Source organism: Nocardia gipuzkoensis (assembly GCF_021183645.1).
In the GTDB taxonomy this organism is placed as follows: domain Bacteria; phylum Actinomycetota; class Actinomycetes; order Mycobacteriales; family Mycobacteriaceae; genus Nocardia; species Nocardia abscessus.
Genome location: NZ_CP089225.1, coordinates 4963515 through 4989131 on the forward strand (window position 1 = coordinate 4963515; position 25617 = coordinate 4989131).

At 69.9% G+C, this 25617-nt stretch carries 23 protein-coding genes; 11 read left to right on the forward strand and 12 right to left on the reverse strand.

All coding sequences use genetic code 11. The features are described from left to right. The first annotated feature begins 67 nt into the window (after window positions 1-67). Both LTT66_RS22495 and LTT66_RS22500 read left to right on the forward strand, forming a co-directional pair. Complete coding sequence (locus LTT66_RS22495) at window positions 68-1291, forward strand: sensor histidine kinase (RefSeq protein ID WP_233060486.1); 1224 nt, start codon at window positions 68-70, stop codon at window positions 1289-1291. Window positions 1292-1356: 65 nt separating this feature from the next. Then, a complete protein-coding gene (locus tag LTT66_RS22500) occupies window positions 1357-2019 on the forward strand; it encodes a response regulator (protein ID WP_043695664.1) in 663 nt (220 codons plus the stop codon). Between the two features lie 7 nt (window positions 2020-2026). Here the strand turns inward: LTT66_RS22500 and LTT66_RS22505 are convergent, their stop codons facing one another. Further along, complete coding sequence (locus tag LTT66_RS22505) at window positions 2027-2929, reverse strand: serine hydrolase (protein WP_233060487.1); 903 nt, start codon at window positions 2927-2929, stop codon at window positions 2027-2029. Window positions 2930-3197: 268 nt separating this feature from the next. Between LTT66_RS22505 and LTT66_RS22510 the strand changes: the two genes are divergently transcribed. Continuing rightward, window positions 3198-4988 carry a serine/threonine-protein kinase gene (locus LTT66_RS22510; RefSeq protein WP_233060488.1) on the forward strand — a complete coding sequence of 597 codons (1791 nt, stop codon included), beginning with the start codon at window positions 3198-3200 and terminating at the stop codon, window positions 4986-4988. A gap of 10 nt (window positions 4989-4998) precedes the next feature. Here LTT66_RS22510 and LTT66_RS22515 read toward each other — a convergent pair whose 3' ends face one another. The 3 genes from LTT66_RS22515 to LTT66_RS22525 are packed head-to-tail and all read right to left on the reverse strand — an operon-like array spanning window position 4999 to window position 8609. Further along, window positions 4999-7491 (reverse strand): FtsX-like permease family protein, encoded by a 2493-nt coding sequence (locus LTT66_RS22515; protein WP_233060489.1) that lies wholly within the window; start codon window positions 7489-7491, stop codon window positions 4999-5001. A 49-nt stretch (window positions 7492-7540) separates the two neighbouring features. After that, complete coding sequence (locus LTT66_RS22520; RefSeq protein ID WP_181718771.1) at window positions 7541-8248, reverse strand: ABC transporter ATP-binding protein; 708 nt, start codon at window positions 8246-8248, stop codon at window positions 7541-7543. A gap of 52 nt (window positions 8249-8300) precedes the next feature. Continuing rightward, complete coding sequence (locus LTT66_RS22525) at window positions 8301-8609, reverse strand: hypothetical protein (protein ID WP_181718770.1); 309 nt, start codon at window positions 8607-8609, stop codon at window positions 8301-8303. Between the two features lie 158 nt (window positions 8610-8767). Between LTT66_RS22525 and LTT66_RS22530 the strand changes: the two genes are divergently transcribed. From LTT66_RS22530 to LTT66_RS37465, 3 genes are all read left to right on the forward strand, one after another. Further along, window positions 8768-10078, forward strand: coding sequence for a sensor histidine kinase (locus LTT66_RS22530; protein ID WP_233060491.1), 1311 nt, complete (start codon window positions 8768-8770; stop codon window positions 10076-10078). 238 nt (window positions 10079-10316) lie between these two features. Then, window positions 10317-11006 carry a response regulator gene (locus tag LTT66_RS22535; RefSeq protein WP_181718910.1) on the forward strand — a complete coding sequence of 230 codons (690 nt, stop codon included), beginning with the start codon at window positions 10317-10319 and terminating at the stop codon, window positions 11004-11006. 63 nt (window positions 11007-11069) lie between these two features. Continuing rightward, the gene (locus LTT66_RS37465; RefSeq protein WP_408638663.1) at window positions 11070-13199 is read left to right on the forward strand and encodes a serine/threonine-protein kinase; all 2130 of its coding nucleotides are present in this window, start codon (window positions 11070-11072) and stop codon (window positions 13197-13199) included. Window positions 13200-13245: 46 nt separating this feature from the next. Here LTT66_RS37465 and LTT66_RS22545 read toward each other — a convergent pair whose 3' ends face one another. The 8 genes from LTT66_RS22545 to LTT66_RS22580 form a co-directional block, all read right to left on the reverse strand. After that, entirely contained in the window at window positions 13246-13644 is a 399-nt protein-coding gene (locus LTT66_RS22545; RefSeq protein WP_233060493.1) for a rhodanese-like domain-containing protein, read from the reverse strand. After that, complete coding sequence (locus tag LTT66_RS22550; RefSeq protein WP_233060495.1) at window positions 13641-14189, reverse strand: cysteine dioxygenase; 549 nt, start codon at window positions 14187-14189, stop codon at window positions 13641-13643. The genes LTT66_RS22545 and LTT66_RS22550 overlap by 4 nt, the downstream gene beginning before the upstream one ends. Window positions 14190-14305: 116 nt before the next feature. Further along, the gene (locus tag LTT66_RS22555) at window positions 14306-15571 is read right to left on the reverse strand and encodes a cytochrome P450 (protein WP_233060497.1); all 1266 of its coding nucleotides are present in this window, start codon (window positions 15569-15571) and stop codon (window positions 14306-14308) included. Between the two features lie 357 nt (window positions 15572-15928). Next, complete coding sequence (locus LTT66_RS22560) at window positions 15929-16888, reverse strand: SRPBCC family protein (RefSeq protein ID WP_233060499.1); 960 nt, start codon at window positions 16886-16888, stop codon at window positions 15929-15931. Continuing rightward, window positions 16885-17208 (reverse strand): ArsR/SmtB family transcription factor, encoded by a 324-nt coding sequence (locus LTT66_RS22565; protein ID WP_181718763.1) that lies wholly within the window; start codon window positions 17206-17208, stop codon window positions 16885-16887. The genes LTT66_RS22560 and LTT66_RS22565 overlap by 4 nt, the downstream gene beginning before the upstream one ends. Window positions 17209-17278: 70 nt before the next feature. Continuing rightward, the gene (locus tag LTT66_RS22570; RefSeq protein ID WP_195064617.1) at window positions 17279-17866 is read right to left on the reverse strand and encodes a TetR/AcrR family transcriptional regulator; all 588 of its coding nucleotides are present in this window, start codon (window positions 17864-17866) and stop codon (window positions 17279-17281) included. Between the two features lie 168 nt (window positions 17867-18034). Then, the gene (locus LTT66_RS22575; RefSeq protein WP_233060501.1) at window positions 18035-19165 is read right to left on the reverse strand and encodes a Gfo/Idh/MocA family protein; all 1131 of its coding nucleotides are present in this window, start codon (window positions 19163-19165) and stop codon (window positions 18035-18037) included. A gap of 574 nt (window positions 19166-19739) precedes the next feature. After that, complete coding sequence (locus LTT66_RS22580) at window positions 19740-19895, reverse strand: hypothetical protein (protein ID WP_233060503.1); 156 nt, start codon at window positions 19893-19895, stop codon at window positions 19740-19742. Between the two features lie 167 nt (window positions 19896-20062). Between LTT66_RS22580 and LTT66_RS22585 the strand changes: the two genes are divergently transcribed. From LTT66_RS22585 to gatB, 5 genes are all read left to right on the forward strand, one after another. Further along, the gene (locus LTT66_RS22585; protein WP_233060504.1) at window positions 20063-20953 is read left to right on the forward strand and encodes a serine hydrolase; all 891 of its coding nucleotides are present in this window, start codon (window positions 20063-20065) and stop codon (window positions 20951-20953) included. Window positions 20954-21035: 82 nt separating this feature from the next. Then, on the forward strand, window positions 21036-22070 hold the full coding sequence (locus tag LTT66_RS22590) for an ATP-dependent 6-phosphofructokinase (protein ID WP_233060505.1): 1035 nt from the start codon (window positions 21036-21038) through the stop codon (window positions 22068-22070). A 117-nt stretch (window positions 22071-22187) separates the two neighbouring features. Further along, window positions 22188-22631: a hypothetical protein gene (locus tag LTT66_RS22595; RefSeq protein ID WP_233060506.1), complete on the forward strand. Its 444-nt coding sequence runs from the start codon at window positions 22188-22190 to the stop codon at window positions 22629-22631. Window positions 22632-23282: 651 nt separating this feature from the next. Then, complete coding sequence (locus LTT66_RS37250; RefSeq protein WP_332909631.1) at window positions 23283-24047, forward strand: alpha/beta hydrolase family protein; 765 nt, start codon at window positions 23283-23285, stop codon at window positions 24045-24047. A 64-nt stretch (window positions 24048-24111) separates the two neighbouring features. Further along, complete coding sequence (gene gatB / locus LTT66_RS22605) at window positions 24112-25617, forward strand: Asp-tRNA(Asn)/Glu-tRNA(Gln) amidotransferase subunit GatB (RefSeq protein ID WP_195064613.1); 1506 nt, start codon at window positions 24112-24114, stop codon at window positions 25615-25617.

Consider the following 25617-nt stretch of genomic DNA (forward strand, 5'->3'; position numbering starts at 1 on the left):
GGTACCGGGCCGGAATCACCCGTGGGTATGAGGCCGCGGCGCGCGGGCAGTTCCTAGTGTCGTAGGCATGAACCGAGAAAGTCGCGCCTGGACGCGACGGCTGGACGCGCGGACCTGGTTCGACCTGGGCACGGTGCTGGTCGCGCTGATCTGGTATACGGTGGCCTGGCCGACCCTGCATCTGACCCACGCGGTGCCCACCGCGGCACAGCCGTTCATCGCGGCGCTCGCCGCGTTCCCGGTGCTGCTCGTCCGGATCAACCCGGCGTTGGGCTGGGCCATCTCGGCGGGCTCCGCGCTGGTGATCGCGCTGGCCATTCCGCATCAGCCGAACAACGAGCTGCCGTTCCAGGTGGTCCACGTGCTGTGCCTGCTGGTGACGCTGTTCGCGGTGGCGTTGCGCGCGCCGGGGCAGATCGTTGCGGTGGCCTGGGCGGCGACGGCCCTGCTGTTCGCGACGACCATGCCCGGCGAAGGGGACGCGTTCGCGAACGCAGCCTGGGGCTGGCCGATCGCGCTGGCCGCGCTGGTGCTGTTCGGCCTGCTCATCCGCGGGCTGGCGCTGTCGCGGCGGCAACTGGAGCGTCAAGAGGAACAGAACGAGCTGGAGCGGGCCCGCCGCGCCATCCTGGAGGAGAAGGCCCGCATCGCCCGCGACCTGCACGACGTCGTGGCCCACCACATGTCCCTGGTGGTGGTGCAGGCGCAGACCGCGCCCTACCGGGTGGAGGGCGTCGGTTCCGCCGCGCGTGCCGAGTTCGAGTCCATCGGCGCCACGGCACGAGAAGCGCTCAACGAGATCCGGGGCATGCTGGGCGTACTGCGCAGCGACGGTCAGCTGCCCGAGCACGCGCCCCAGCCGAAGGCGTCCGACGTGATCGGCCTGTTCGAGGGCGCGCGACGCGCGGGCGTGCACATCGAGTGGACCGTCGACGGTGCGCTGGAGACGATCCCGGAGATCACCGGCCTCGCTCTCTATCGCGTCGTCCAGGAATCGCTGTCCAACGCTTCCCGGCACGCCCCGGGCGCGCCGGTCCAGGTGGGCATCGCACGCGGCGCGGATCTGCTGCTCGACGTCGAGAACGGGCCGGGAGCCACGCCCGCCCGGCCGGTCGGCAACGGCGGCCACGGCGTCGCCGGGATGCAGGCGCGAGCGCTCGCCGTGGGCGGTGAGGTGACAGCGCAGCCGCGTGCGGACGGTGGGTTCCGGGTGCACGCGCGCTTTCCGATCGGCGCGCCGGAAACGGCTGCTGTTGTCGGTGCCGCCGCGAACGGCGAACCGCAACGCTGAGCGGGCCGCTGCCCGCCTGGCGGACGGGTCGTCTTCGGCCCCGGTGGGACAATTAGGGTGAGCGGGTGGCAATTACGGTGTTGATCGCCGACGACCAGGCGATGGTCCGGCAGGGGTTCGGGGCGCTGCTCGCGGCTCAGCCGGACATCAGCGTGGTAGGCGACGCGGCGGACGGCAAGATCGCGGTGGCCGAGGCCAAGCGGCTGCGCCCGGATGTCGTGCTGATGGACGTGCGCATGCCGCAGATGAACGGGCTGGACGCGGCCCGCGCCATCCTGGCCGCCGGGTTCGATCCGCCGGTGCGCGTGCTGATGCTCACCACCTTCGACGTCGACGACTACGTCTACGAGGCGCTGAGCCTCGGCGCCAGCGGATTCCTGCTCAAGGACGCGCCTGCCGAGGAACTGGTGCGCGCGGTGCGCGTGGTCGCCGACGGCCAGGCCCTGCTCGCGCCGACGGTCACCCGCAGGCTCATCGCCGACGTCACCCGCCGCCGCAGCGCCCGCGCCAAGCCGGCGCCGCAGCTGTCCGCGCTGACTCCCCGCGAGCGGGAAGTACTCGAACTGATCGCGAAAGGCATGTCCAACACCGAGATCGCCGAGGTGCTGTTCGTGGCCGAGCAGACCGTGAAAACCCATGTCTCCAAGGTGTTCTCGAAGCTGAATCTGCGTGACCGGGCCCAGGCGGTGGTGCTGGCCTACGAGACCGGCCTGGTCACCCCGGGCTGATCCGGTTTCACAGCGGTGCGCAGGACCCGCCGCGCAGCTCGTGGAGGTGGCGGCCGAGCATCCGCGCCATCCGGCTCAGGATGGTGGTGGCGTCGTCGAAGCTTCCGGAATCGGCCTGGGCCGCGAGCGCCACGGCGATCAAGCCGGACCGGACCGGCACCAGGCCGAATTGGCGGACGGTGTAGACGCCGGTCGCGTCGTCGGGCCCCCAGCCGCCCTTGAAGGCCGTGCCCTCCAGCACGCCCAGACCCCAGGCCTGCTCGGGCGTTATCTCCGTCATCAGCTCGGTGACCTGGAACGACTCGGGCAGGCATGGCAGGCGGGAGGCGAAGCGGGCCTGATTGGCCAGCGTCCATTCGGTGCCGCCGAAGGAGGTGTAGTCCAGCGTGGTTCGCGGGCCCGCCACACCGGTCGTGGCGTCGCCGGCTTCATCGATCACGTCCTGGACCGCCTTGGCCGCTTCCAGCCCGTCGCCCAGCGACTGCCAGAGTGTCTCGGCGGCACCGTTGTCCGACCAGGTGATGGCGGCCTCCACCTCGGGGAGGATTCCCTCCTGGGGGTTGTGCCGCAGCGCTGCGATCGCGAGGGGAACCTTGATGGTCGACCACGCGATGCCGCTGACCCAGTCGCCGAAGACGGTCATCCGGCCGCCACCGACGGGCATGATCGCCATGCCGACCTGCCCGGCCAGCTGCGGCTGCAACTGGGTGAAGTCGGCGGCCAGCGAGTCGGGCACGGACACCGCGAGGTTCGGCCGCCAGGCTCCCGCCGTGTCGACGACCACGGCGGGGGCGTCGGTGACGGGCCGGTCGCCGGGGAACAAGGCGCACGAGGTCAGCGTGAGCAACACCACCATCGCCGCGGCGCGCAGCGCCGAGCGGCCTGTCGAAGCGGATCCCGTCGACCTCACCACCGAGTCCTCCCCACCACCAGTGGCGTGTTCACGCTGTTGTTCGGCGGTGCAAAATAGCTCATCGGGCCCGTCCGGCCGGTGACCGGACGAGAGACATCGCCGCGGCACGCGACGGTGTCGACGGCACGATGTCTCGAACATAGTTTTGCCGATCTTCCCGGAGAATTCGAAACCCCGTGGCCACGGCGTCACCCGGTAGGCTCCAGGATCGGTAGGAAAGCGCCCGGACGTGCCTGTCCGGGCGCCGCGGTCACCTGAAGGGGGCGTGTTGCTCGACAGCGGTGCGGTATTCGCCGGGTTCACCATAGAGAAGCTGCTCGGCCAGGGCGGCATGGGATCGGTGTACCTCGCCCGTCACCCCAGACTGCCCCGGCAGACCGCGCTCAAACTGCTGAACCGGGAGCTGTTCACCGACGTGGAGGTGCGGGCCAGGTTCGAGCGGGAGGCCGACCTCGCGGCGCAACTGGACCATCCGAACATCGTCGCGGTGTACGACCGCGGCACGGAGGACGACCAGCTGTGGATCTCCATGCAGTACGTCGACGGCGTCGACGCGGCGACGGTGAACCCGCAGAGCCTGCCGCCGGAGCGGGCGGTGCAGATCATCGAGGGCGTCGCGTCCGCACTGGATTACGCGCACGGGATGGGTGTGCTGCACCGGGACGTCAAGCCGGCGAACATCATGCTGGCCCGCGCGGTGGGCGGCCACGGCGAGCGGGTCTTCCTCACCGATTTCGGTATCGCCCGCCTGCGTGAGGATTCCACGCACCTGACCCAGACCGGCATGTTCACCGCGACGCTCGCCTACGCCTCGCCCGAGCAGATGACCGGTGCGCACCTGGATCACCGCTCCGATCAGTACTCGCTGGCCTGCGCGCTGTACTGGCTGCTCACCGGCGTCGCCCCCTTCGACGCACCCGCCCCGGCCGACATCATCCGCGGGCATCTCCAGCTGCCGCCGCCCTCGGTCGCGGCCCAGCGCGCCGGTCTGTCGCCCGCGCTCGACCCGGTGATCGCCAAAGCCATGGCGAAGCGACCCGACGACCGCTACGTGTCCTGCGCCGAATTCGCCGCGGCCGCACGACGAGCGCTCACCGCACCCGCCCCGACCGTGCTGGCCGCGCAGTACCAGCCGCCGCCCGCGCCCACCGTCATCGCGCAACCGTCCTACCCCGTGCCGGAGGCGAGTCCGCCCACTTACGTCCCCGCGTCCGCCCCTGCTTACACCGCCCCACCGCAGTACAACCCGAATCCGACCGGTGGACAGCACTTCCCGGCGTCCGACGGCTATGCCGCGGCGGCTGCGCAGCCGGGTTATCCCGCGGCGCCGTCGTATTCCGCGCCCACCCCGCCGCCGATCGGCTATCCCTCCCATCAGCCGCCGGGCTACCCGGCGCAAAGCCGCTCGAACACCGGCCTCATCGTGACGATCGGACTGGTGATCGTGACGCTGCTGGTCGGGATCGGCGTCGTCGTCGCGAAGGTCGGATTCTCGGATTCCGCGTCGCCGCTGGACCTGGGCACCAAGACGCCCGCGGGTCCGTCCGGCGCGGACAAGCTCGCCACGGCATTCCCGGAGCTGCTGCCGCAGGGCGTCGACACGAAGTACGGCATCGGCTCGGGCCCGGGCTATCGCGGCAAGACCTGCTTCCTGAGCACGGCCAAGCCGGGCGGCAAGGTGTCCAGCGCCAATGGCGTACCCGACTTCCCGAAATGGGCGACGGCCTGGAACTGCTGGGGCACGCCGATCGCCGAGCCCGACTACGTCCTCATCGGCTTCCCCTCACCCGAGGACGCTCGAGCGGCGGTGCGGGACCTGCCGTCGAATACGGCGGCGACCGAGCGCAACAGCGGCAAGTCGTATTCCACCTACCGGTGGCAGGAGGCCGGTGGCGGATCGCCGGACGGTTACCTCGTCGTGGACTTCGACGACGACCCGGCCCGGTCGAGCTACCTGCTGTTCGCCACGGTGACCCTCACCGACAGCAACCCGAGCTCCGGATTCGGCATCACCACGCCGAAGTTCAAGGCGTGGTTCGCCGACCTGCCGCTGTGAACCCGTCGAATCAGTCGACCGCGAGCGCCTCCACGATGGGCATCCGAGCCGCTCGCAGCGCGGGCGGAACCGACCCGAGCAGCGCGAGCGCCAGCGCGATCATGCCGTAGACCAGCAGCATCGGGCTCGGCTGGTAGGTCACGTCGATGGTCAACGCGTTCCCGATGGCGACCGTGGCCAGATACTGCACCGACGCGCCGAGCGCCAAACCGAGCACTGCGCCGACGACTCCGATTCCCGCGGCCTCGGCCAGCACCGACCGCATCAGGAACCGGCGCCCGGTGCCCATGGCACGCAATACACCGAGTTCCCTGCGCCGCTCCAGCACCGAGAGCATCAGCGTGTTGAGCAACGCGACCGTGGCGACCAGCACCACGATCCACAGAATGGCATTGCTCATCGCCATGCCCTGCCGAATGCTCGACGACGCGGCCACCACCGTGCCCGCGCCGGTGTCCACGTGCAGCTCCGGCGGCACCACCTGCCGGATCGCCGCGAGCACCGCGGCGGGATCGGCGCCCGGCTCGAAGTCGACGGCGATGACCGTCTCCCCGGGCCGCTGGTACCAGGTGCGCATCAGGTCCAGGTCCATCATCACCACGCCCGCGATGGCGGAGAAGTACGGGATCACCTGCAGCACCCGCACGGTGCGCGGTCCCGTCGGCGTCGGCAGGGTCAGCTCCGCACCGGCCTCGACGCCGAGCGAGCGCGCCACGTCCCGGGAGATCGCCACGCCCTCCCCGGCCGACAGCCGGGCGACCGAATCGTCGGTGAGCATCCGCATGCGGGTTTCGCGGGCATCGGGCGGAAACCCTTGCAGCATCACGCGACTGCTGCCCAGCGTGGCGAAGGCCATCTGCGCCGGGCTCAGACGCGCGACGCCGGGCACCGCCGCGAGCTTGCCCGCCAGATCCTCCGGCAGCAGCGGCCCGGTCGGGAACTGGGCCATCGAGGCCGGGCTGACGTAGACGTCGTTGCGGGCCAGATCCGTGAAAGTGACCGTGGCCGAATCGATCATGTTGCTCGAGGCGCCACTCATGCCGACGGTGGCGCCGACGCCGATCATCACCGTCATCGCCGTCGCCCATACGCGCCGAGGCGAGCGCTCCAGCGTGGTCGCGCCCAATGCGCCGGGAGCGCGGAACCAGCGCGCGATCCCCGCCGCGGCCCGCACGATGGGACCGGTGGCCGCGAAGCAGAGCAGAATCGCGGCGATGAACGACATCGAGATCGCGGTCAGCGAGTAGCGGCCGAGATCGCTGCCCGCGATCAGCACCGCGGCACCGGCCAGCCCGCCGCCGATCACCACGGCCAGCCAGCGCAGCAGCGGGCTCGCCGTATCGGCGCGTGCGGCCCCGACCGGAGCCAGCGCCTCGATCGGCCGCACCCGGTACACCTGACGCGTGGCGAGGGACGCCGCGAGCACGCTGGTGAACACGCACGCCACGACCGCGAACGGAATCACGTACCAGGGCACCGAATACTCGGTGCGCGCCTCCACCGACTGCACGATGGCGGTGGGCAGCGTGCCGATCGCGACACTGCCCATGAACACCCCCAGCGCCGCGCCGACCCCGCCGCCGAGCACCCCGAGCAGCGCGGCCTCGGCCAGCAAGTCGCGCACCATCGGGCCGCGTTTGCCGCCGATCGCGCGCAACAGCGAGAGCATCGGTCTGCGCTGGGCGATCGCCATGCTCATCGCGTTGTAGATGAGAAACGCCGAGACGATCAGCGCGGCGGCCGACGCCATGGTGGTGGAGTAGCGGACGATCTGCACCGCGCCGCCCGCCTGGGCGGTGCGCAAGCTCGGCTCGGCCACTACCGCGCGGCCCTCCACCACGGCGGTGAGCGCCGTGCGCACCTGCGTGAGGTCGGCGCCCTCGGCGGGGATGATCTGCACGGAATCCAGCCGTCCCGCCCGATCGGTGACCTTCTGCGCGAGCCCGAGCGGGGCGGCGATGAGGTGACCGCCGTTGAGTTTCCGGGAAGTCTCCTCGTCCAGGACGCCTGCCACGGTGACGGTCGTGGCGCCCAGCGTGAATTGCTCACCCTCGGCGCGGCCGAGCCCCGCGCCCACCAATACCCCGTTGGGCACCGAGAGCAGCTTTCCCGTGAAAGCGCTCATCGGCGCGGTCAATTCGCTGCCCAGCGCGCCGATGTTCGAGTCGGCGCCGATCAGCAGCGCGCGGTCGGAGCCGGTGCCCACCTGCACCCGCAGCATCGGCACGGCCACCGCGACGCCGGGCGTGGTCGCTATCTGCCGCAGCAATTGCTGGTCGAAGCCCGCGTCGGTGATCCCGCTGACCTCCAGCTGCGCCTTGCCGCCGAGGCCGCGGGTCAGCTTGTCCACCGAGCCGGTGACCGAGCCGGAGATGCTCAGCACCGCGACCAGCAGCGACGCCGAGACGCCCATCACGATCAGCGACATCAGAGTGCGTCCGCGATGGGCGAGCAGCTCGCCGATGTTGAACAGACGCAGGCGATCCCACGCGGCGCCGATCACGCGGTGCGCTCCATGATCACGCTGCGCTGCCGCCTCCGGTCCTGACCGCTCATGCGTTGACCGTCCGCTCGACCTTGTCGTTGGACCCGATCCGTCCGTCGCGCAGGGTGATCACCCGGTCGCAGTAGGTGACCGCGCCCATATCGTGGGTCACCATCACCACCGAACTACCGGAACCGGCGATCTCCCCGAGCAGTTCGAGGATGGCGGCGCCGGTCTTGGAGTCGAGGTTTCCGGTGGGCTCGTCGGCCAGGATCAGGGGCGGGTCCATGATCAGCGCCCGCGCCACCGCCACCCGCTGCATCTGCCCACCGGACAGTTCGGCGGGGCGGTGTTCGGCCCGCTCGGCCAGCCCGACCCGATCGAGCAGTTCCAGGGCGCGCGGCTTGGCCTTGCGCAAACCCGTGCCGTCCAGCAGTTTCGGGATCGCCACGTTCTCCCATGCCGAGAGTGTGGGCAGCAGGTTGAAGAACTGGAACACGAAACCGACCTGGTGCCGCCGGAATGCCGACTGCTGTTCCTCGTCCAGCGCCCCGATCTCCTCGCCGCGGAACCGGATCGAGCCCGCGTCGGGACTGTCCAGGGCGCCGAGCAGGTGCAGCAGCGTGCTCTTGCCGGAACCGGAGGGCCCGATGATGGAGGTGAATTCCCCGGTCTCGATCCGCAATCCGACGTCGTCGAGCGCGCGGACGGCCTGGCCGCCCACCCGGTACTCCTTCGTCACGCCCGATAGTTCCAGCATTGCCGGTTCCGGCATCGTCGTCCCCCGCTCCGTACGGTCGATCAAGTTCTTCGTTCCTCGTCGCGCGCTACCGCGCCATGGCCTCCGACGCGAGTTTGCGGCGACGATACTGTGCGTCGAGCACCGCGCGCAGCACCGGCTGCTCGGCCGCCAGCTCGAGATAGGCCTCCATCGTTGTCAGCCCTTGGTCGAGTTTCGCGGCGAAATGGAGATTCCACCGGTAGCGCAGCGTGAGCAGGAGCCCGTCCGCGCCGCCGAACAGCCGATCCAGGTCGGGGATTCCCTCGAACAGGTCGGGATCGGCCGGGTCGAGCGCCGCGCGGGTGAGCACGGTGTGCACGATGTCGGTTCGAGCGTGCTGATCCGTCCAGGACATGGCCATCGCCTTCCTCTGTGAACTATCGCCAACGCTACGGACGTGACCGCGTTGTTGTCGTCGTGCCAGGGACCCGATTGCATCTCCGCCCACGGTAGGAGAAGCGGCCCGCTCGCGGGACGATGTACCGGCCCGGACGCGGCGGCTAGCCTTACAGAATGGGTTCGACCGGCCTGTCCGAAGCGCCGCCCGGTACGCCTCGCGGCCGCGTGTGGGCTTCGATGCGGCGCATCCGGGAGCGGTGCGCCGAGTTCGCCCGCGATCCGGTCGAGGCGTTCCGGCGCAGCGTCGAGGAGTTGCCCTACGACTATCCGCCGTCGATCATCGTCAGCGTCGATGTCGCGGTCTTCGCCGTGGCGGTCGCGGCGGCGGTGCAGCGGCACAGCTACTTCCCGACCCTGCTTCCGATCATCGCGGTGCTGCTGACCTGTGCCTTCGGTCCACTGCACGCGTTGCTCGGCGTGCTGCCGCGCCCGCTGCTGCTCGGTGTGCTCGCCATGGCGGCCGAGGCGCTGTTCCTCGCCCAACCGGTCGCGGCCGACTTCGCGCCGTTCATCCTGGTCGCCGCCGCCGGTGAGATCGCGGCGATCGCGCCGAAACGGGTGAGCATCCCGGTCACCGTCGCGATGATGCTGCAGTTGGTCGGCTTCGACGCGATCGGGCATGTGCCGGAGGGGCTGCCCACCTACCTGGTCGGCATCGCCTTCGGCTGGATGGCCGGGCTGATGCTGCAATATCAGCGCCGCTTCCTGTACCAGGAACGCGGCTATCAGGACATCCGCGCGGCCCAGGCCGCCGACGAGGAGCGTCACCGGATCGCCCGCGAAGTGCACGACGTGATCGCGCACTCGCTCAGTGTCACGCTGCTGCATCTCACCGCCGCCAGGCACGCGTTGCAGACCGACCGCGACGTGGACGAAGCTGTGGAGGCGCTGACCGACGCCGAGCGGCTCGGCAGGCAGGCGATGGCCGATATCCGCCGCACGGTCGGCCTGCTCGACGCGCGGCCCTGGAAACAGGTGCCGGAGCCGGGCGTGGCGGACATCGAGGACCTGATCGGCGATTTCGCACGGGCGGGGCTGGACGTGTGTTACGACCGCGACGGTGATCTCGGCACGGTCTCACCCGCGGTCGGGCTCGCGCTGTACCGGATCGGTCAGGAGTCGCTGGCGAACGTCGTCAAGCACGCGCACGGTGCGTCCGCACGGGTCCGGCTCGCGGTGGACGCCACGTTGGTGACACTGACGGTGGACAACACCGTGCCCGCCGGACTGCCCGCGCAGCGCGGCGCGGGCATGGGGCTTTCCGGCATGCGCCAGCGCGCCGAACTGCTCGGCGGCCGGATGACCGCGGGCCCGTCCGACCGCGGCTGGTCGGTGCGCGCCGGTATCCCGCTCGCGCCCGGCCGCGGCGGATTCTCGTGTCCGGCGCCGCCCGGCGCCGCGACGACCGGACGGGAGGGCACGTGAGCGAGCGTCAGCGAGTGGACCGACGGCACAGCGCGCCGTCGCGAACGAGGGAGCCGAGTGCCCGGCGGGGTGGTGTTGTGAGTGGGTGTGGAGTGGACCGAGGGCACGGTGCGCCATCGCGGACGATGGAGTCAAGTGCCCGGCGGGGTGGTGTTGTGAGTCGGTGTGGAGTGGACCGAGGGCACGGTGCGCCGTCGCGCAGGACGGTGCCGGGCGGGAGCGAGGCGCAGCCGTGAGCATGACCTCCCCCGCGAGTGGCGAAGACGCGGTGACCGTGCTGGTGGTGGACGACCAGGAACTCGTGCGCGGCGGTCTGCGCCGCATCCTGCGCAGGCGCGACGGATTCGTGGTCGGCGAGTGCGCGGACGGTGACGAAGTGCCCGCGGCCGTCGCGGAGTTCCGCCCCGACGTGGTGCTGATGGACCTGCGGATGAAGCGGGTCGGCGGCATCGACGCGACCAGGATGCTGCGGGCGCGCGACGGCGCCCCGCCGGTTCTCGTGCTCACCACCTTCGACGACGACCAGCTGCTGTCCGGGGCGCTGCGCGCGGGGGCCGCCGGATTCATTCTCAAGGACTCGCCCGCCGAGGATCTCATCCGCGCGGTGCGGATGGTCGCGGGCGGCGGGGCCTGGCTGGATCCCTCGGTGACCGGTCGCGTGCTGTCGGCCTATCGCACGGTGCGCCCGGTTCGCACCGCCACCGATGCCCGCCTGTCCGAACTGACCGCGCGGGAGTACGAGGTGCTCGAACTGATCGGGCGCGGCCGGGTGAACGCGGAAATAGCTCGCGAACTCGGCATCTCGGAAGTGACCGTGAAAAGCCATGTGGGACATATATTCGGGAAGCTCGACCTGCGGGATCGAGCCGCGGCGATCGTGTTCGCGTTTGACCACGGGGTGGTGACACCCGGAGAATCCACTCTTTGACGGGCACATGCGCACCGCGTGATCTCGGTTCGCGATCGCTGCCCGAGATGCGGAGGAGGACGGGTGCAGGAACCTGGGCCGAGAACCGGAACACGGTTCGGGCCGTACGAACTGCGGTCGTTGCTGGGCAAAGGGGGAATGGGGGAGGTATACGAGGCGTACGACACGGTCAAGAACCGTGAGGTCGCGGTCAAGCTGCTGTCGGAAGAACTCGCCAAAGACCCGACGTACCAGGTGCGTTTCCGTCGCGAATCGCTGGCCGCCGCCCGGCTGGCCGAACCGCACGTCATCCCGATCCACGACTGGGGCGCGATCGACGGTGTGCTGTTCATCGATATGCGGCTGGTGCGTGGCGTCGACCTGCGCACGCTGCTGCGCGGCCAGGGGCCGTTGAGCCCGGCTCGCGCGGTCGGCATCATCGAGCAGATCGCCTCGGCCTTGGACGCCGCGCATGCGAGCAACCTGGTGCACCGCGACGTGAAACCGGCGAACATCCTGGTCACGGAGGCGGATTTCGCGTACCTCGCTGATTTCGGGATCGCGCACACCGAGGGCGACAGCGCGGTGACCCTCGTCGGCATGGCAGTCGGCTCCTACATCTACATGGCCCCGGAACGCTTCGACGTCGGGCCGGTGACCGGCCGCGCCGACGTCTACTCGCTGGCCTGTGTGCTGCACGAATGCCTTACCGGCGCCACACCTTTCCCGTCGGCCAGCATGAACGTGCTGATCAAGTCGCATCTGTCCGACCCGCCGCCGCGCCCGAGCACGCAAGCCGGCGGCATACCCGCGGGGCTGGACGAGGTGGTCCGTCGCGGCATGGCCAAGGATCCGGCCGATCGCTTTCCGACCGCGACCGCGCTGGCCAGGGCCGCCCGCGCCGCGCTCGCCGCGGCGCCCGCCACCGGCCCCACGATCGTGGTGCGCGCGCCCGACCGGACGCAGCGTGCCGGTGCGGCGGCTGCGCCGGAGTCGACGGGCGAGCTGTCGCTGCCCGCGGTGATCCACCCGAGCGCGCCGACCGTGGTCCGCCCCACGGAGACCCAGTTCACGCCGATCCCGTCTGCGGACGTGCCCGCACCGCCGCCCGGTCCACGAGCGCCGTACCCGGCCGAAGTGGAGTTGCCTCCGATGCGTCCGTTCCCGGACGCGCACCTGTACCCGGAGACCCAGGCGTACTTGGATGCCGCCGGATATCCGCAGGCACCGGACTATCCGGCCCCGCCGACGCAGGTGTATCCGCAGAACTATGCCGATTCCGCGCAGGCATTCGCGGGCGACTCGGCTGCGGCGGAACCCGATTTCACACCGGCCCACGCGGAACCGACCACCGCCCAGGCGTATTCCGAACTGCCGCCGCAGGCGTACTCGCAGGCCCCGGATCGAGCCTTCGCCGAGACGCAGCGCCATCGAGGAGTGGAGAACTACCCGGAGGCCAGGCAATATCCCGATCGCGGACAGCTATCCGGTGCCGGCGCCCCACACGGGATGTCCGACTATCTACCCGCGCCGGACTCGGCTCCGACGCAGTACCTGACCCCGGCGCGGGAGGAGGGGCATGCGGTCGGCGCGATTTATCCGCCGCGAGGTGATTACCCGGCGCACGTCGGGGACCCGGTGGGACGCGACGAACCGGGGTACGGCTACGACGATTACGACGAGGCCGCCTACTCCGCATCGCGTCCGGGCCGATCCATCGCCATGCCCATCATGGTGGCCGTTTTCGCCATCGTCGCGCTGACCGTCGGTGGCGCCGTCGCCTGGCAGTCGTTCGGCTCCGGCGATGTCGCGCCGACCTCGGCCGCCGCGCGCTCCGAGGCGTCCGCGCCGACCGCGCGTCCCGGTACCCAGGCGCCGAGCAGTACGTCGCCGCGGCCCGCGAGGTCCACCTCGGCCGCGCCGACTTCGGTCGCGCTGCCCGCGGGCGCGAAGCCGTGCGGCCAGGGTCGAGCGGCCTCCGGGTCGTTCACCCAGTCGGCGACGGGGACGGCGATGACCAGTTGCGCGTTCGCCGAAGAGGTGCGCAAGGCCTACGCCGAACTCGGCACGTCGCAGAACAGCGCCCGCGACGCACCGCGCACCGTCGTCGCGACCAGCCCGGTCACCGGCCGGGCCTACACGATGAATTGCCGAACCGAAGGATCGGTCGTCACGTGCAGCGGCGGTGAGAACGCCGTCGTGTACGTCTACTGACGCTGCACCGGCGGCGGGCCGGTCGTAGCCGGTCGGCGTGGCGTCGCTACGGCACGGCCGGGCTTCCGCCCGGGACCACCGGCAGGCCCGCCGCCTTCCAGGCCCGGAAGCCGCCGACGAGGTCGGTCACCCGACGCAGACCGAGACGGAGCCCGTCGGCGGCCGCGAGACTGGAGGCGTAGCCCTCGTTGCACATGATCACCACCGGAGTGTCCGAGGTGATGCCGGGTAACCGGTTGTCGCCGTTCGGATCGAGGCGCCACTCCAGAACGATCCGTTCGACCACCACGGCGCCGGGGATCTCGCCCTCCTCGCTCCGGTTCGCGTACGGCCGGATGTCCACGATCAGTGCCCCCCGCGACTGCAACTCGGCGGCCTGCTCCGGCGCGACCCGTTCCAGCTGTGTTCTGGCTCGCGTGACCATGTCTTCGGCGCCGGTACTCATCGTTCACCCACTCCACTCGCTGACGTCCCTGCGAAGTCCGCCAGCGTACGGTACTTGCGGACCGGTCGCAGCGGCGGCGAGTACGCGTGCACCGAAGCGGCGGGCCACAGTTTGTCGTTGCGGAGCCGGTGCGCTCGATCGGGGCCGAATCCGACCGTGTCACCGGCCCGCCACTCCGCCGTCCGGACGGAGCCGCCGAGGTGCCGGTATTCCTCGCCGAGTTCACCGACGGTCACGGTGAACGCGCCGGAGGCGCCGCCGTGGTCGTGCGGTTCGGTGCCCTGTCCCGGAGCCCACGACAACAGCCACAGTTCGACGCCCATGGTCAACGCGAGGCGCGTCCACCAGCGCTGTTCGGCGTCGAATCGCACGAGGTCCAGCAGCGGCGTCGCCAGTTCCGCGGCCACCTCGCTGGTCAGGCTGTGTAGTTGCGCGGGTGACCACAGTGCCCGTTCCGGATGGATGGCGTCTCGAACCAGCGGCACATCGATGTGGGGATGGATATCGCGCGCGTGCTCGATGTGCACCGGAAGGGATGTGGTCACCTGTGCTCCTGACGTGGTCGGTCGGACGAGCGCTGCACGGCTGCGCCGCGTGGATTCTCCGCCATCGCGGCGCGCTTGCCACCTATCACGATCAGCGCGAACAAAATTCGATCGGCCTACCCGAACGCGGGCATGGGCGGCGATTCGGGGAAGACGACCGGCAGCGACACGAGGGCGCGGTGGAATGGACCCGGTCGCCAGCTCAGCTTCTCCGCCGCGACCGCGAGCCGCATCTCGGGCAGGGCATCGAGTAGTTGGTCGATGGCGTCCTGCGCGATCAGATAGGCCATCGATCGCGCGGGGCAGGCGTGCGGTCCGGCCCCCCAGGCGAGATGCGCTCGGTTGTCGGTGTATTCGCCGGTGTGGATCGCCGGGTCGTTGTTGCACGCGGCCATGCTGATCACGACCGGCTGGTGTGCGGGCAGCCACACGTCGTCGATGAGGATCGGCTGTTTCGGGTAGCTGAAGCAGTAGTTGGCACCTGGCGGGTCGTTGAACAGCACCTCGTCGAGGGCGTCTCGGGTGGAGAGGCTGCCGCCGAAGACACCGCTCGCGAACCGGCGGTCGGTGAGCATCAACCGCAGGGTATTGGCGATCAGGTTCTGCTGCGGCTCGATTCCCGCTCCGTACAGGGTGACCAGCTGGTGGATCATCTCCATGTCGTCCAAGCCCGCCGGGTGGCGCAACAGCCGGGAGGTGATGTCCTCACCGGGGTTCTTCCGCTTCCTCTGCACCAGGTCGAACAGCGCGTCGGCGAGCATGGCATTGCCCTTGTCCGCGTTGACGCCCTCGAAGATGGCGGCCATGCCCACCGCGACCTGCTGGCCGATCTCCGGCGGGCAGCCGAGCACGGAGTTGAGCACGGCGAAGGTGAGCGGGAACGCGTACTGGCTGATCAGATCCGCCGCGCCGTCCTGGCAGAAGGAGTTGATCAACGGACCGGCGATCTGTTCGGTGAGCGTGTGCAAGACGTGCAGATCGACCGCGCCGATACTCGCCACATTCACCTGCCGGTAGCGCTGGTGCTCGAATCCGGTGCTGCGCAGCGCGTTCGGCCGCCACTCCATCATCGGCAGGATCGGGCACTCACCGGGAATGTCCTGCTGCCAGATCCGAGGGTCCGACGGAAAATGCACCGGGTCGTTGAGGATTCGCAGTGCCGTGTAGTAACCGATCACCAACGTAGCCGGAACGTTCGGCGCCAGTTCGATCGGAACGAGCGAACCGTATCGGCGCCGCATCTCGCGGTAGGCGCGATGCGGGTCGGCGGCGAAAGCCTCCGTGTACAGCGCGACCCGAGGCCCGTCGTTGTCGATGGGTGAACTGTGTTGGACGGGCGAGTCTTCCGGGCTCGCCGAGGTGTTCTGCGGGGACTGTGGCATGGACAAAAGGCGTGACTCCAGGAAGCAGACTCTTCGACGACGCGGTCGACGCGTGCGGGCACGCGGGTCGGCTCCACGCCGGTCAGGTGCGTGTTTCGCGAACTGTCCCGGGATAGTAAGCAGTTCGCACCTGGCCGTGGGGTCGTTTGCGCGGACCGATGCGCGAATCCGGAGCTATCCGCCATCACAACCGCCGGACGACCGGCGCCGGCGTGAAGCGGTTCCGGCGCCCGCAGGGCGGCCGAGCACCGGAGAACGGCCGCCGGATGGGGCCGAAGCCACACGGGCACAGCGGATCACGGCGGCGTCGCGGGAGAGCGCCACCGACTTCCGATGGCATGGTGCTCGGGCATCGGCCTACTTGCCGAGGTCCGCGGCATACCGTTCGGTGAGCTCGGCGACCCGGTCGTCAGGCCAGGGGCAGCGGATGTCCCCTTGGGTGGCGGCGAAGAAGAACTCCAGGTGCACGTGCCAGGCGGCCAGCAGGGTCGGCCGCAGCCGCGCCAGGCGCGACGGCACGGTCTGGGTGAGTTCGACTCGCACGCCGAGCTCGGGGTCGGCATCGAAGAACCAGCGCACCGTACCGGCGACGGCGCCGTCGTGCCGCCACTCGTACGCCATCGACCGGGGCGGCTCGACGTCGACGAGTTCACCTGCCGGGACATGCTGATTCATCGACCGCGTCGGTGGAAGGGCGCCCACGGACGGCGTCTGCTCCTCGACCAGCAGTGACCACAACGTTTCCAGCGGCTGCCACACCAGGTCGCGGGCGAACCGCAGCACGTAGCCATCGGCGACCTCGTCGCAGTAGCCCACGTCGAGCCCGAATTCCGCGATGTAGCGCTCGATGTCGGCCGTCAAGGTCGTGACCGGTGCACTGTGCGCGTCGCCGAGCGCGGCGGCGAGTGCGGACAGGCAGCGGTCCCAGCCGGTCGCGGACCTGGCCGCGCCGAGCCGTGCGCGCGGGCCGCCGCCGAGCACGTGGGTGAAGATCAGCAGTGTTCCGTCCCCGTCGGCCACGAGTTCGAATCGCAGCACGTCCTGATTCCATCGGAACATGTAGACCTTGGGCGGATCGACCTCGAGCACTTCACCGTCGGAGGCGCTGTCGACCGTCTCGGGCGCCTCGGCGAAAGTGAAGCGCATCGCCGCGCCGGGCCGCGGAGCGGTGGTGACCGTGGCCGGGAACCAGGCGGCCATCTCGCTCGGGTCGCTGATCGCGCGCCAGACCTTTTCCGGTGGATGCGCCAGCCTGCGTTCGAAACGCAGCGTAGGGGCGCCGTCGATGGTGCGCAGCCGAGCTCGGGAATCGTTCATGGTTGTCCCTTCTCGTCGGGCATGGCGTCGAGGTGGCGCTCCAGGGCGTCGAGGCTCGCCTCCCACATTCGCCGATAAGGCGCGAGCCACGCCTCGATCTCGGCCAGCGGTTCCGGGCGCAACCGGTACCAGCGGCGCTGCGCGTCCTGGCGCACGTCGACCAGGCCCGCGCCACGCAGGACCTTCAGGTGCTTGGACACCGTGGGCTGGGCCAAGCGCAGCTCGGTGACCAAGTCGCCGACCAGTCGCTCGCGCTCGCGCAACAGATCCAGGATCTCCCGGCGGCGTGGCTCCGCCAGCGCCTCGAACGTTGATGCCATATGGGCAATATAGCTCAATGGGAATATAAGAGCCAGGGATCGGTGTGGGTGAGCCTGTCCAGGGCTGCGCTCAGGGCTGCGGCCAGGACCGCAGTGCGAGATCCACGGTGCGGCGCAGGTGGGACGGTTTCGCGCCCGCGGCCGCCTGGACCGCGATCCCGTCGGAGATCGTCATGAGGTATCGGGCGAGGTCGGCCGGCTTGCTGTTTCCCGGTAGGTCCCCGTCGGCGCGTGCCCGCTCCAAACGCCGCCGCAGCGCGGCCTCGCCCGCGAGGCGGATCGCGACCGCGCTCTTGCGGCTGTGCTCGGCCTCCGGCCCGCAGGCCTGCACGCTGCGTACCGAAAGGCAGCCGGGGCTGGCGTGCCCGGTGGTCAGCTCGATCGCGCCGCGCAGGAAGGCGGCGGCGACCGCGCGGGCGGTCGGGAGTTCCAGGGCTTCGGCGACGTAGTGTCCGGGTCCGTCGGCATAGCGTTCGAGCGCGCGATCGAACAGTTCGGCTTTACTACCGAAGGCGGCGTACAAGCTCGGACGGTTGACGCCCATCGCCGCGGTGAGATCCGACAGCGCGGCGCCCTCGTAGCCGTATCGCCAGAACACCTCCAGCGCTCGATCCAGCGCGCTATCGATGTCGAAGCCGCGCGGCCGCCCTCCGGGCATGGACACCTCCCAGTTTCTTACCTATCAGTACTGTACTGGGTGCCGATGCGGCCGGCCGTGAAGTTTGCTACCCGCCGGTACACAATGTCTTCCCGGTTGCGTCTTCTCGCGGAGCGGCTCCGACCCTCAGGCGGCTGTCGTCCGCGATCCGACCATGATGACGAGCATTCACAGCGCGGTGACCTGGCGGCGCATGCCGGTTTCCGCCGCAGCGGTGACGGCGTCGAGCAGACGGCGCTGCCGCAGGCCGATGGTGAAGTCGGGGCGGGCGGTCCTGCCCTCGGCGATAGCGATAGCGGCCTCGCGGTAGACGCCCGCCACGTGGGCGATCGGGCCTGCGGGCAGGGTGGACGGCAGTCGGCGGTAGTGCTCCGGCACCTGCAGCTCGCTGACGGCTCCGTCGTTGCCGCGCAGTTCGATGCGCCAATCGGCCCAGTGCAGATACATTCCGGCTTGGACCGGAGTGATGGTGAGAGTTCCTTCCGTACCGCGTATGTAGAGCGCGAATCCATGCGGTGCGTCCGCATGTCCGCCGTGCACCGTCACCGTGACGACGGCCCCGCGGGCCAGGCGGCCGGCCACGGCCAGTTGCCCGGGCTGTCGATTCGGGACGGTGCGGCCGGTCCCGAGCACGGTCAGCTCGTCGTGCAGGGTGGCGAGGACGGCGGATACCTCGGTGAGTTCACCGGCCAGGTGTTCGAGCACCCCGAGCACGTGTCCGGCCATGATGGTCAGCAGGCCGCTGCCCTTGCCGGGATCGGTGGTCCAGGCGAGTTCGGGCCGAATCGAGCTGCCGCCGAACGGGTCTCCGGCGGCGACGAGGGTGATCGCGGAAACGGCCCCGATCCGACCGGCCGCGAGCAGGTCCTTGACGAAGTTCACCGACGGCGAGTGGTAGCCCTGCAGCACCACGGTGTGCACCACGCCCGCCGCCACCGCCGCGGCGGTCAGCTCGGCGGCCTCGGACGCGCTCGTACCCATCGGCCACTCGCAGACGACGTGCTTCCCGGCGGCGAGCGCCGCGCGCACCACGGCCGCGTGCCCCGGTGACTTGATCGCCGCCACAACCAGATCCACTTCCGGATGCGCCGCCAGTTCCGCCGCGTCGGTGAACGCGTGCCGGGCGCCGGTGGCGTCGGCCGCGGCTTCGGCCGACGCGCGCTTCGTCGTCGCGACCGCCGTGACGCGGAACTCGGGCAGCTGGGCCAGCGCCGGTAGATGGGTTGCGGCGGCCCAGCTGCCCGTGGGATTCGCGCCGACGATGCCGACACCGAGCGGTGCGGTGGTGCGACCGGTCATGCATGCTCCTAGTTCTGTACCGTTTGGTAGCAAACTAGACGACGCACGCACCTGAGGCAACCGGTGATGTACCGATCGGTAAAAAACTTGGAGGCTGATCCGGTTGGATGGGTGCGCTCCCGACCGGGCTGTCTCGGGGTTGCTGTGAGATTGCGAGTCCGAGCGCGCTGAGCTCGTGCCCGCGCGGTGGAGTGCCGTGGCCGACCGGTCCGGTGCGGGATCGCCGACGCGGAGGCGAATCCGAAGTCGGCAGTTTCTTCCCGCCGAGCTGGTGCCGATCTGGCGGAACGCGCCGTCGCGACCGGCCTTCGGCCGGACTCGATCCGGCGGCGTCTCGCGTTCGGTGACCGCCGGTCCGATCGGGTGCCGGTCGTCGGCATACCGACGGTTCGAGGGGCGTGTGCCGGTGGTTACCGGTCGAGCCGGGGCGTATTCGTGAAGCCCTCCGAACGCGTTCACGGGAAGTCGGCCCCGAAAGGCCGTCGCCTGGGCACCCGATAAATCCTGCGGTAATGCTTCAATGCTATTGAGCGTGACGGGCGTGCGGCGGTCTGTTTCGCAGCGGCTGTGGCGGTCAGGCGATTTCGGTGAACTGGGGCGTAATCAAAACATCTAGTACGTTCTCCGGGATAACGAGAAGCAGTTCTCGGGTGAGGTAGGCGGCGAACAGCGTCGCCGGTACCGATCCCGGCCGCTCGGCGACATCGGGCGGGTAGGTGGAGGTGTCCATGCTTGTTGACCACGCCGTCGTCATCCGGCGGGGCCACAAGAGTCAGCCGACCCATGGCCGCGGCCCCTGCCGTCGCGGTGGGCGGTCGGCGAGGCGGGCCGGTGCGGCGTCGGGACGCCGAACCGATCTCGCAAGCCGGCCGAGTTCGCGAAAAGAATGTGTCGAAAATGCTTACTGATCGATTCCGCAAAGCTCGAAACGCTCTCGGGTGCGCGGCGCTCGTCGTCTCTCTGGTAGCCGGATGCGGAGCCGACCGCAGGGAAGATCCGGCATCCAGCGAACCCACCATCACCGAGGCCGCGGCGCGTACCGACCAGAAGGGCTTGTCACTCATCGTGCCGGGCACGCTGGCCGCGAGCTATGCCGAACTCGCGGCAGGCGTGCGCGGGAAGCTCGGCATGGCCATCATGCCGGTCGGCGGGGAGCAGCCGGTCACGTTCGGCGAATGGACCAGCGGTCCGGCCTGGTCGACGATGAAAGTCCCGCTGACCATCGCGGCTCTGCGACGCAGCCCCGGCAGCTCGAGTTATGCCGCGTCGGCGGCGATCACGCAGTCCGACAACGCCGCGGCCGACGTGCTGTGGCAATCGCTGGGCACCGCGCAGGAGGCGGCGCAGGCCGTGCAGGCGGTGCTGCGCGAAGGCGGTGACAACAAGACCGCCGTGCCCGCCACCCGTGCCCGCTCCGAGCACTCGGCCTTCGGGCAGGCCGAGTGGTCGCTGACCGACCAGGTGCGGTTCGCCTCGCGCCTGCCCTGCCTGCCCCAGGCCGAGCGGGTGACCTCGCTGATGGAGCAGGTCGTCGCCAGTCAGCGCTGGGGTCTCGGCGAGTTCACCGGAGCCGAATTCAAGGGCGGCTGGGGACCGGACACCTCGGGCGCTTACCTGGTGCGGCAGTTCGGGATCATCAGCATCCCTTCCGGGCAGATCGCGATCGCGGTCGCGGTGCAGCCCGAGTCGGGAACGTTCAGCGACGGCATGAACGTCCTGGACAAGCTCGCCACGGTTGTCTCCGAGCATCTCGACGAGCTGTCCGGGGGGCGCTGCGCCGCGGCCTGAGCTCGTCCGGCCGGGTTGGTGTTACACACCGTTCACGGGGGTGGGGCTGCCCGGATCGGACATGAAGGGCAAGATAGCGGCCATGCGCATCGGAGTTCTGACCGGAGGCGGAGACTGCCCAGGGCTGAACGCGGTCATCCGTGCCGTCGTTCGCACCGCGAACGGCCGTTACGGAGACGCGATCGTCGGCTTCGAGGACGGGTGGCGCGGCCTATTGGAGGACCGCAAGATCCAGATCAGGAACGACGACCGCACCGACCGCATCCTGACCAAGGGCGGCACCATCCTCGGCACCGCCCGCACCAACCCGGACGTGCTGCGCGCGGGCCTGGGCCGGATCAAGCAGACCCTGGACGACAACGGCATCGAAGCGCTCATCCCGATCGGCGGCGAGGGCACGCTCACCGCCGCGAGCTGGCTGTCCGACGAGGGCGTGCCGGTGGTCGGCGTCCCGAAGACGATCGACAACGACATCGATTGCACCGACGTCACTTTCGGCCACGACACCGCGCTGAGCATCGCCACCGAGGCGATCGACCGGCTGCACACCACCGCCGAGTCGCACCAGCGCGTCATGCTCATCGAGGTGATGGGCAGGCACGCGGGCTGGATCGCGATCAGCGCGGGCATGGCGGCGGGCGCGCACCTGACCCTGGTGCCGGAGGTCCCGTTCGAGGTGGACGAGGTGTGCGCCATGATCAAGCGGCGGTTCCAGCGCGGCGACAAGCACTTCATCTGCGTCGTCGCCGAGGGCTCGCACCCGGCGCCGGACTCCGGATTCACCTTGCGCGAGGGCGGTATCGACGAGTTCGGCCACGAGCGTTTCACCGGCGTCGCCCAGCAGCTCGGGGTGGAGATCGAGCGGCGCATCGGCAAGGAGGTCCGCACCACCGTGCTCGGACACGTGCAGCGCGGCGGCAGCCCCACGCCCTACGACCGGGTGCTGGCCACCCGCTTCGGCCTGCACGCCGCGGAGGCGGTGCACGCGGGGAAGTTCGGTCAGATGGTCGCGCTGCACGGCACTTCCATCGACCTGGTTCCCCTGTCGGAAGCCACCAAGCAGCTCAAGCGGGTGCCCGCGGATCGCTACCGCGAGGTGGAGGCGTTCTTCGGCTGAGTTCGGTGCTGGGCGTCCGAGGCGGGACAAAGTGCATCGCCCCGGAGGGCATCGGATGCCATAGTGATCGAAACCGCTTCTGCGAGTCCGTACCGACGCCCGGCTACCCTGGCCGGTATGGCCGAGCTCCACGTGAACGATCTGCCGGACCCTACCGTCGATGTACTGCGCCGCCGGGCGCGCGCGGCGGGGCTACCGCTGCCGGACTACATCGGGCGCGAGCTGGTCGCACTGGCGCGGCGGCGCACCGCCGACGACACGGTCGTCGAATTCTTGGAATCCGAAGGACGCGACTCGGGCCCGGAGATCGATGAAGACGCCGTGGCGCTTGTTCAGAGCTACGACCTGCCCATCGAGGCGCTCGGCGTCCTCGGTCGCCGCGCTCGCTCCGCCGGGTTCCCGCTGGGGGAGTACGTGCGTCGCGAACTGATCCGAACCGCTCGGCAGGCCACCGTCGACGACGCGCTGCTGGAGTTCCGTGAGGTGCAGGAACGGGAGCCGGGCCTGCGGCTCGACATGGCCGAGATCGCCGCGGCGGTGCGGTACGCACGCGGCGAATAGCCGGGGGCCGCGCCGGACTGTCGGTACTGTGAGTCGCATGCGCAGTGGGCGACTGATCGGGTTGGCTCTGTTCGTGATCGCGGCGTTGGTGGCCGGGTGTTCGGAGTCGAATCCACCGGAGCCGACCATCGGTGATTGGCACGGCGCCATCGAGGTTCCCGGGCAGCCGCTGCAAGTCGGAGTGAGTTTCCGCGACGACGGCACGGCTACCATCGACATTCCTTTGCAGGGCGTGACGGGCGCGCAACTGAAAGACGTCAGCTCCGACCGCAGCGGCGTGTCGTTCGCGATCCCGGACATCCCGGGCGACCCGGTGTTCCGCGGCGAGTACGAGTCCGGAACCGACCGGATCACCGGCGATTTCACGCAGGCGGGTCAGAGCTTCCGGCTGGTACTGAGCCGAGGCAAGGTCGAACCGCCCGCCCGCCCGCAGGAACCGAAGCCGCCGTTCCCGTACAAGACCGAGGACGTCACCTATCGCAACGGCGACATCACCATCGCGGGCACCTTGACCGAGCCACAGGGTTCGGGACCGTTCCCCGCCATCCTCATGATCACCGGAAGCGGCCCTCAGGACCGCAACGAGGAACTGATGGGCCACAAGCCCTTCCTCTTGCTGGCCGACACGTTCACCCGCGCGGGCTACGCCGTGTGCTGCGCACCGACGACCGCGGCGTCGGCGGCACCGGCGGCAAACTGGACGACGCGACCTACCCAGACCTGGCCGAGGACGCCGCCGCGGGTATTCGCTTCCTGCGCGCACGCCCGGACATCGACCCGGCACGAGTCGGGCTCTTCGGGCACAGTGAGGGCGGCTACCTCGCGCCGCTGGTCGCCGCGCGCCCGGACAGCGGCGTGGCGTTCGCCGTCCTGATGGCCGGACCGGGCGTCCCCGGCTCGGATGTGCTCGTCGAACAGACCCGCTTGATCGCCGCCGCGAACGGCACACCGCCCGACCAGGTGGACGCCCGGGTGCGCGACACCGCCGAACTGGCCGCCCTGCTGAAAGCGGGTGACCTGGACGGCGCGAAGCAACTGGCCATCCGGCAGAACCAGGCCCTGCCCGCCGACCAGCGCGTGCCGGACGACCAGGCGGCCGCGCAGATCACGCCGTATCTGGCAGCCCTGGTCGGCTACGACCCGGCGCCCGCCCTCGCCGCCCTGCGCGTCCCCGTGCTCGCGTTCTTCGGCGGCAAAGACCTCCAGGTGCCCGCGGCGCAGAGCGAGCAGCCGATGCGCGACCGGCTCGCCGCCGACCCCGACGCGACCGTCCACGTCTTCCCGGGGCTCAACCACCTGATGCAGCCCACCGAGACCGGTCGTCCCAGCGAGTACAGCACCATCGAAACGACCGTCGCTCCCGAGGTGCTCGACTACGTCACCGGCTGGCTGCGGCAGCGGGTCCCGGCGAAGTAGCGCGTCGCCCCACGACGCGAGAGCCGCTGCGCTGCGGCGGGAGCGTTTACCTAAACTGATGGCCATGAGCGCACCCACGGTCGACCTGATGGATTACTCGGATGTCATCGCCCGGTTCGAGCCGGTGCTCGGCATGGAGGTCCACGTCGAGCTGAACACCGCGACGAAGATGTTCTGCGGTTGCCCGACCGAGTTCGGCGCCGAGCCGAACACGCAGGTGTGCCCGGTGTGCCTCGGTCTGCCCGGTTCGCTTCCGGTGGTCAACCAGAAGGCCGTCGAGTCCGCGATCCGGATCGGGCTGGCGCTGAACTGCTCGATCACCCCGTGGGGCCGGTTCGCGCGCAAGAACTACTTCTACCCCGACCAGCCGAAGAACTACCAGATCAGCCAGTACGACGAGCCGATCGCCACGAACGGCCACTTGGACGTGCTGCTCGACGACGGCAGCACCTTCCGGGTGGACATCGAGCGCGCGCACATGGAGGAGGACACGGGCAAGTCGGTGCACATCGGCGGTGCGACCGGTCGCATCCACGGCGCGAGCCACTCCCTGCTGGACTACAACCGCGCGGGGGTGCCGCTGATCGAGATCGTCACCAAGCCGATCACCGGCGCGGGGGAGCGGGCGCCCGAAGTGGCGCGGGCCTACGTGACGGCGCTGCGCGATCTGCTGAAGTCCCTCGGCGTCTCCGACGTGAAGATGGAGCAGGGTTCGCTGCGCTGTGACGCCAACGTCTCGCTGATGCCGGTCGGCGCAACCGAATTCGGCACCCGTACCGAGACCAAGAACGTCAACTCGCTGCGCAGCGTCGAGGTCGCGGTGCGATACGAGATGCGCAGGCAGGCCGCGGTGCTCGTCGGCGGCGGCACGATCGTGCAGGAGACCAGGCACTTCCACGAGGCCGACGGCACCACCTCGCCCGGCCGCCGCAAGGAAACGGCCGAGGACTACCGCTACTTCCCGGAGCCGGACCTCGAGCCCGTCGCGCCCGACGCGGAGTGGGTCGAGCAGTTGCGCGGCAGCATCCCCGAGTACCCGTGGCTGCGCCGCGCGCGCATCCAGTCCGACTGGGGCCTGTCCGACGAGGTGATGCGCGACCTGGTCAACGCGGGTGCGCTGGACCTGATCATCGCCACCGTCGACGCGGGCGCTCCGGCCAACGAGGCGCGCTCCTGGTGGGTCGCCTACCTCACCGAGAAGGCCAAGGAGCGCGAAGTCGCGCTGGAGGACCTGCCGATCACCCCGGCCCAGGTCGCCGAGGTGATCAAGCTGGTCGACGCGAAGACGATCAACAACAAGGTGGCCAAGCAGGTCGTCGACCACGTGCTGGCCGGGGAGGGCGACCCGGCGCAGATCGTCGAGGCCAAGGGGCTCGGCATGGTCAGCGACGACAGCGCGCTGCAGTCCGAGGTGGAGAAGGCCCTGGCCGCCAACCCCGACATCGCCGACAAGATCCGCTCCGGCAAGGTGCAGGCCGCGGGCAAGATCGTCGGCGACGTGATGAAGGCGACCCGCGGCCAGGCGGACGCGGCCCGGGTCCGGGAACTCGTCCTCGCTGCCTGCAGCTAG

Bases quoted from the DNA above. Each gene is read 5' to 3' on its own strand.
- LTT66_RS22495 (WP_233060486.1), top strand. From the start codon at position 68: ATGAACCGAGAAAGTCGCGCCTGGACGCGACGGCTGGACGCGCGGACC.
- LTT66_RS22520 (WP_181718771.1), bottom strand. From the start codon at position 8,248: ATGCCGGAACCGGCAATGCTGGAACTATCGGGCGTGACGAAGGAGTAC.
- LTT66_RS22525 (WP_181718770.1), bottom strand. From the start codon at position 8,609: ATGTCCTGGACGGATCAGCACGCTCGAACCGACATCGTGCACACCGTG.
- LTT66_RS22530 (WP_233060491.1), top strand. From the start codon at position 8,768: ATGGGTTCGACCGGCCTGTCCGAAGCGCCGCCCGGTACGCCTCGCGGC.
- LTT66_RS22535 (WP_181718910.1), top strand. From the start codon at position 10,317: ATGACCTCCCCCGCGAGTGGCGAAGACGCGGTGACCGTGCTGGTGGTG.
- LTT66_RS22545 (WP_233060493.1), bottom strand. From the start codon at position 13,644: ATGAGTACCGGCGCCGAAGACATGGTCACGCGAGCCAGAACACAGCTG.
- LTT66_RS22555 (WP_233060497.1), bottom strand. From the start codon at position 15,571: ATGCCACAGTCCCCGCAGAACACCTCGGCGAGCCCGGAAGACTCGCCC.
- LTT66_RS22560 (WP_233060499.1), bottom strand. From the start codon at position 16,888: ATGAACGATTCCCGAGCTCGGCTGCGCACCATCGACGGCGCCCCTACG.
- LTT66_RS22565 (WP_181718763.1), bottom strand. From the start codon at position 17,208: ATGGCATCAACGTTCGAGGCGCTGGCGGAGCCACGCCGCCGGGAGATC.
- LTT66_RS22570 (WP_195064617.1), bottom strand. From the start codon at position 17,866: ATGCCCGGAGGGCGGCCGCGCGGCTTCGACATCGATAGCGCGCTGGAT.
- LTT66_RS22575 (WP_233060501.1), bottom strand. From the start codon at position 19,165: ATGACCGGTCGCACCACCGCACCGCTCGGTGTCGGCATCGTCGGCGCG.
- LTT66_RS22580 (WP_233060503.1), bottom strand. From the start codon at position 19,895: ATGGACACCTCCACCTACCCGCCCGATGTCGCCGAGCGGCCGGGATCG.
- LTT66_RS22585 (WP_233060504.1), top strand. From the start codon at position 20,063: ATGCTTACTGATCGATTCCGCAAAGCTCGAAACGCTCTCGGGTGCGCG.
- LTT66_RS22590 (WP_233060505.1), top strand. From the start codon at position 21,036: ATGCGCATCGGAGTTCTGACCGGAGGCGGAGACTGCCCAGGGCTGAAC.
- LTT66_RS22595 (WP_233060506.1), top strand. From the start codon at position 22,188: ATGGCCGAGCTCCACGTGAACGATCTGCCGGACCCTACCGTCGATGTA.
- gatB (WP_195064613.1), top strand. From the start codon at position 24,112: ATGAGCGCACCCACGGTCGACCTGATGGATTACTCGGATGTCATCGCC.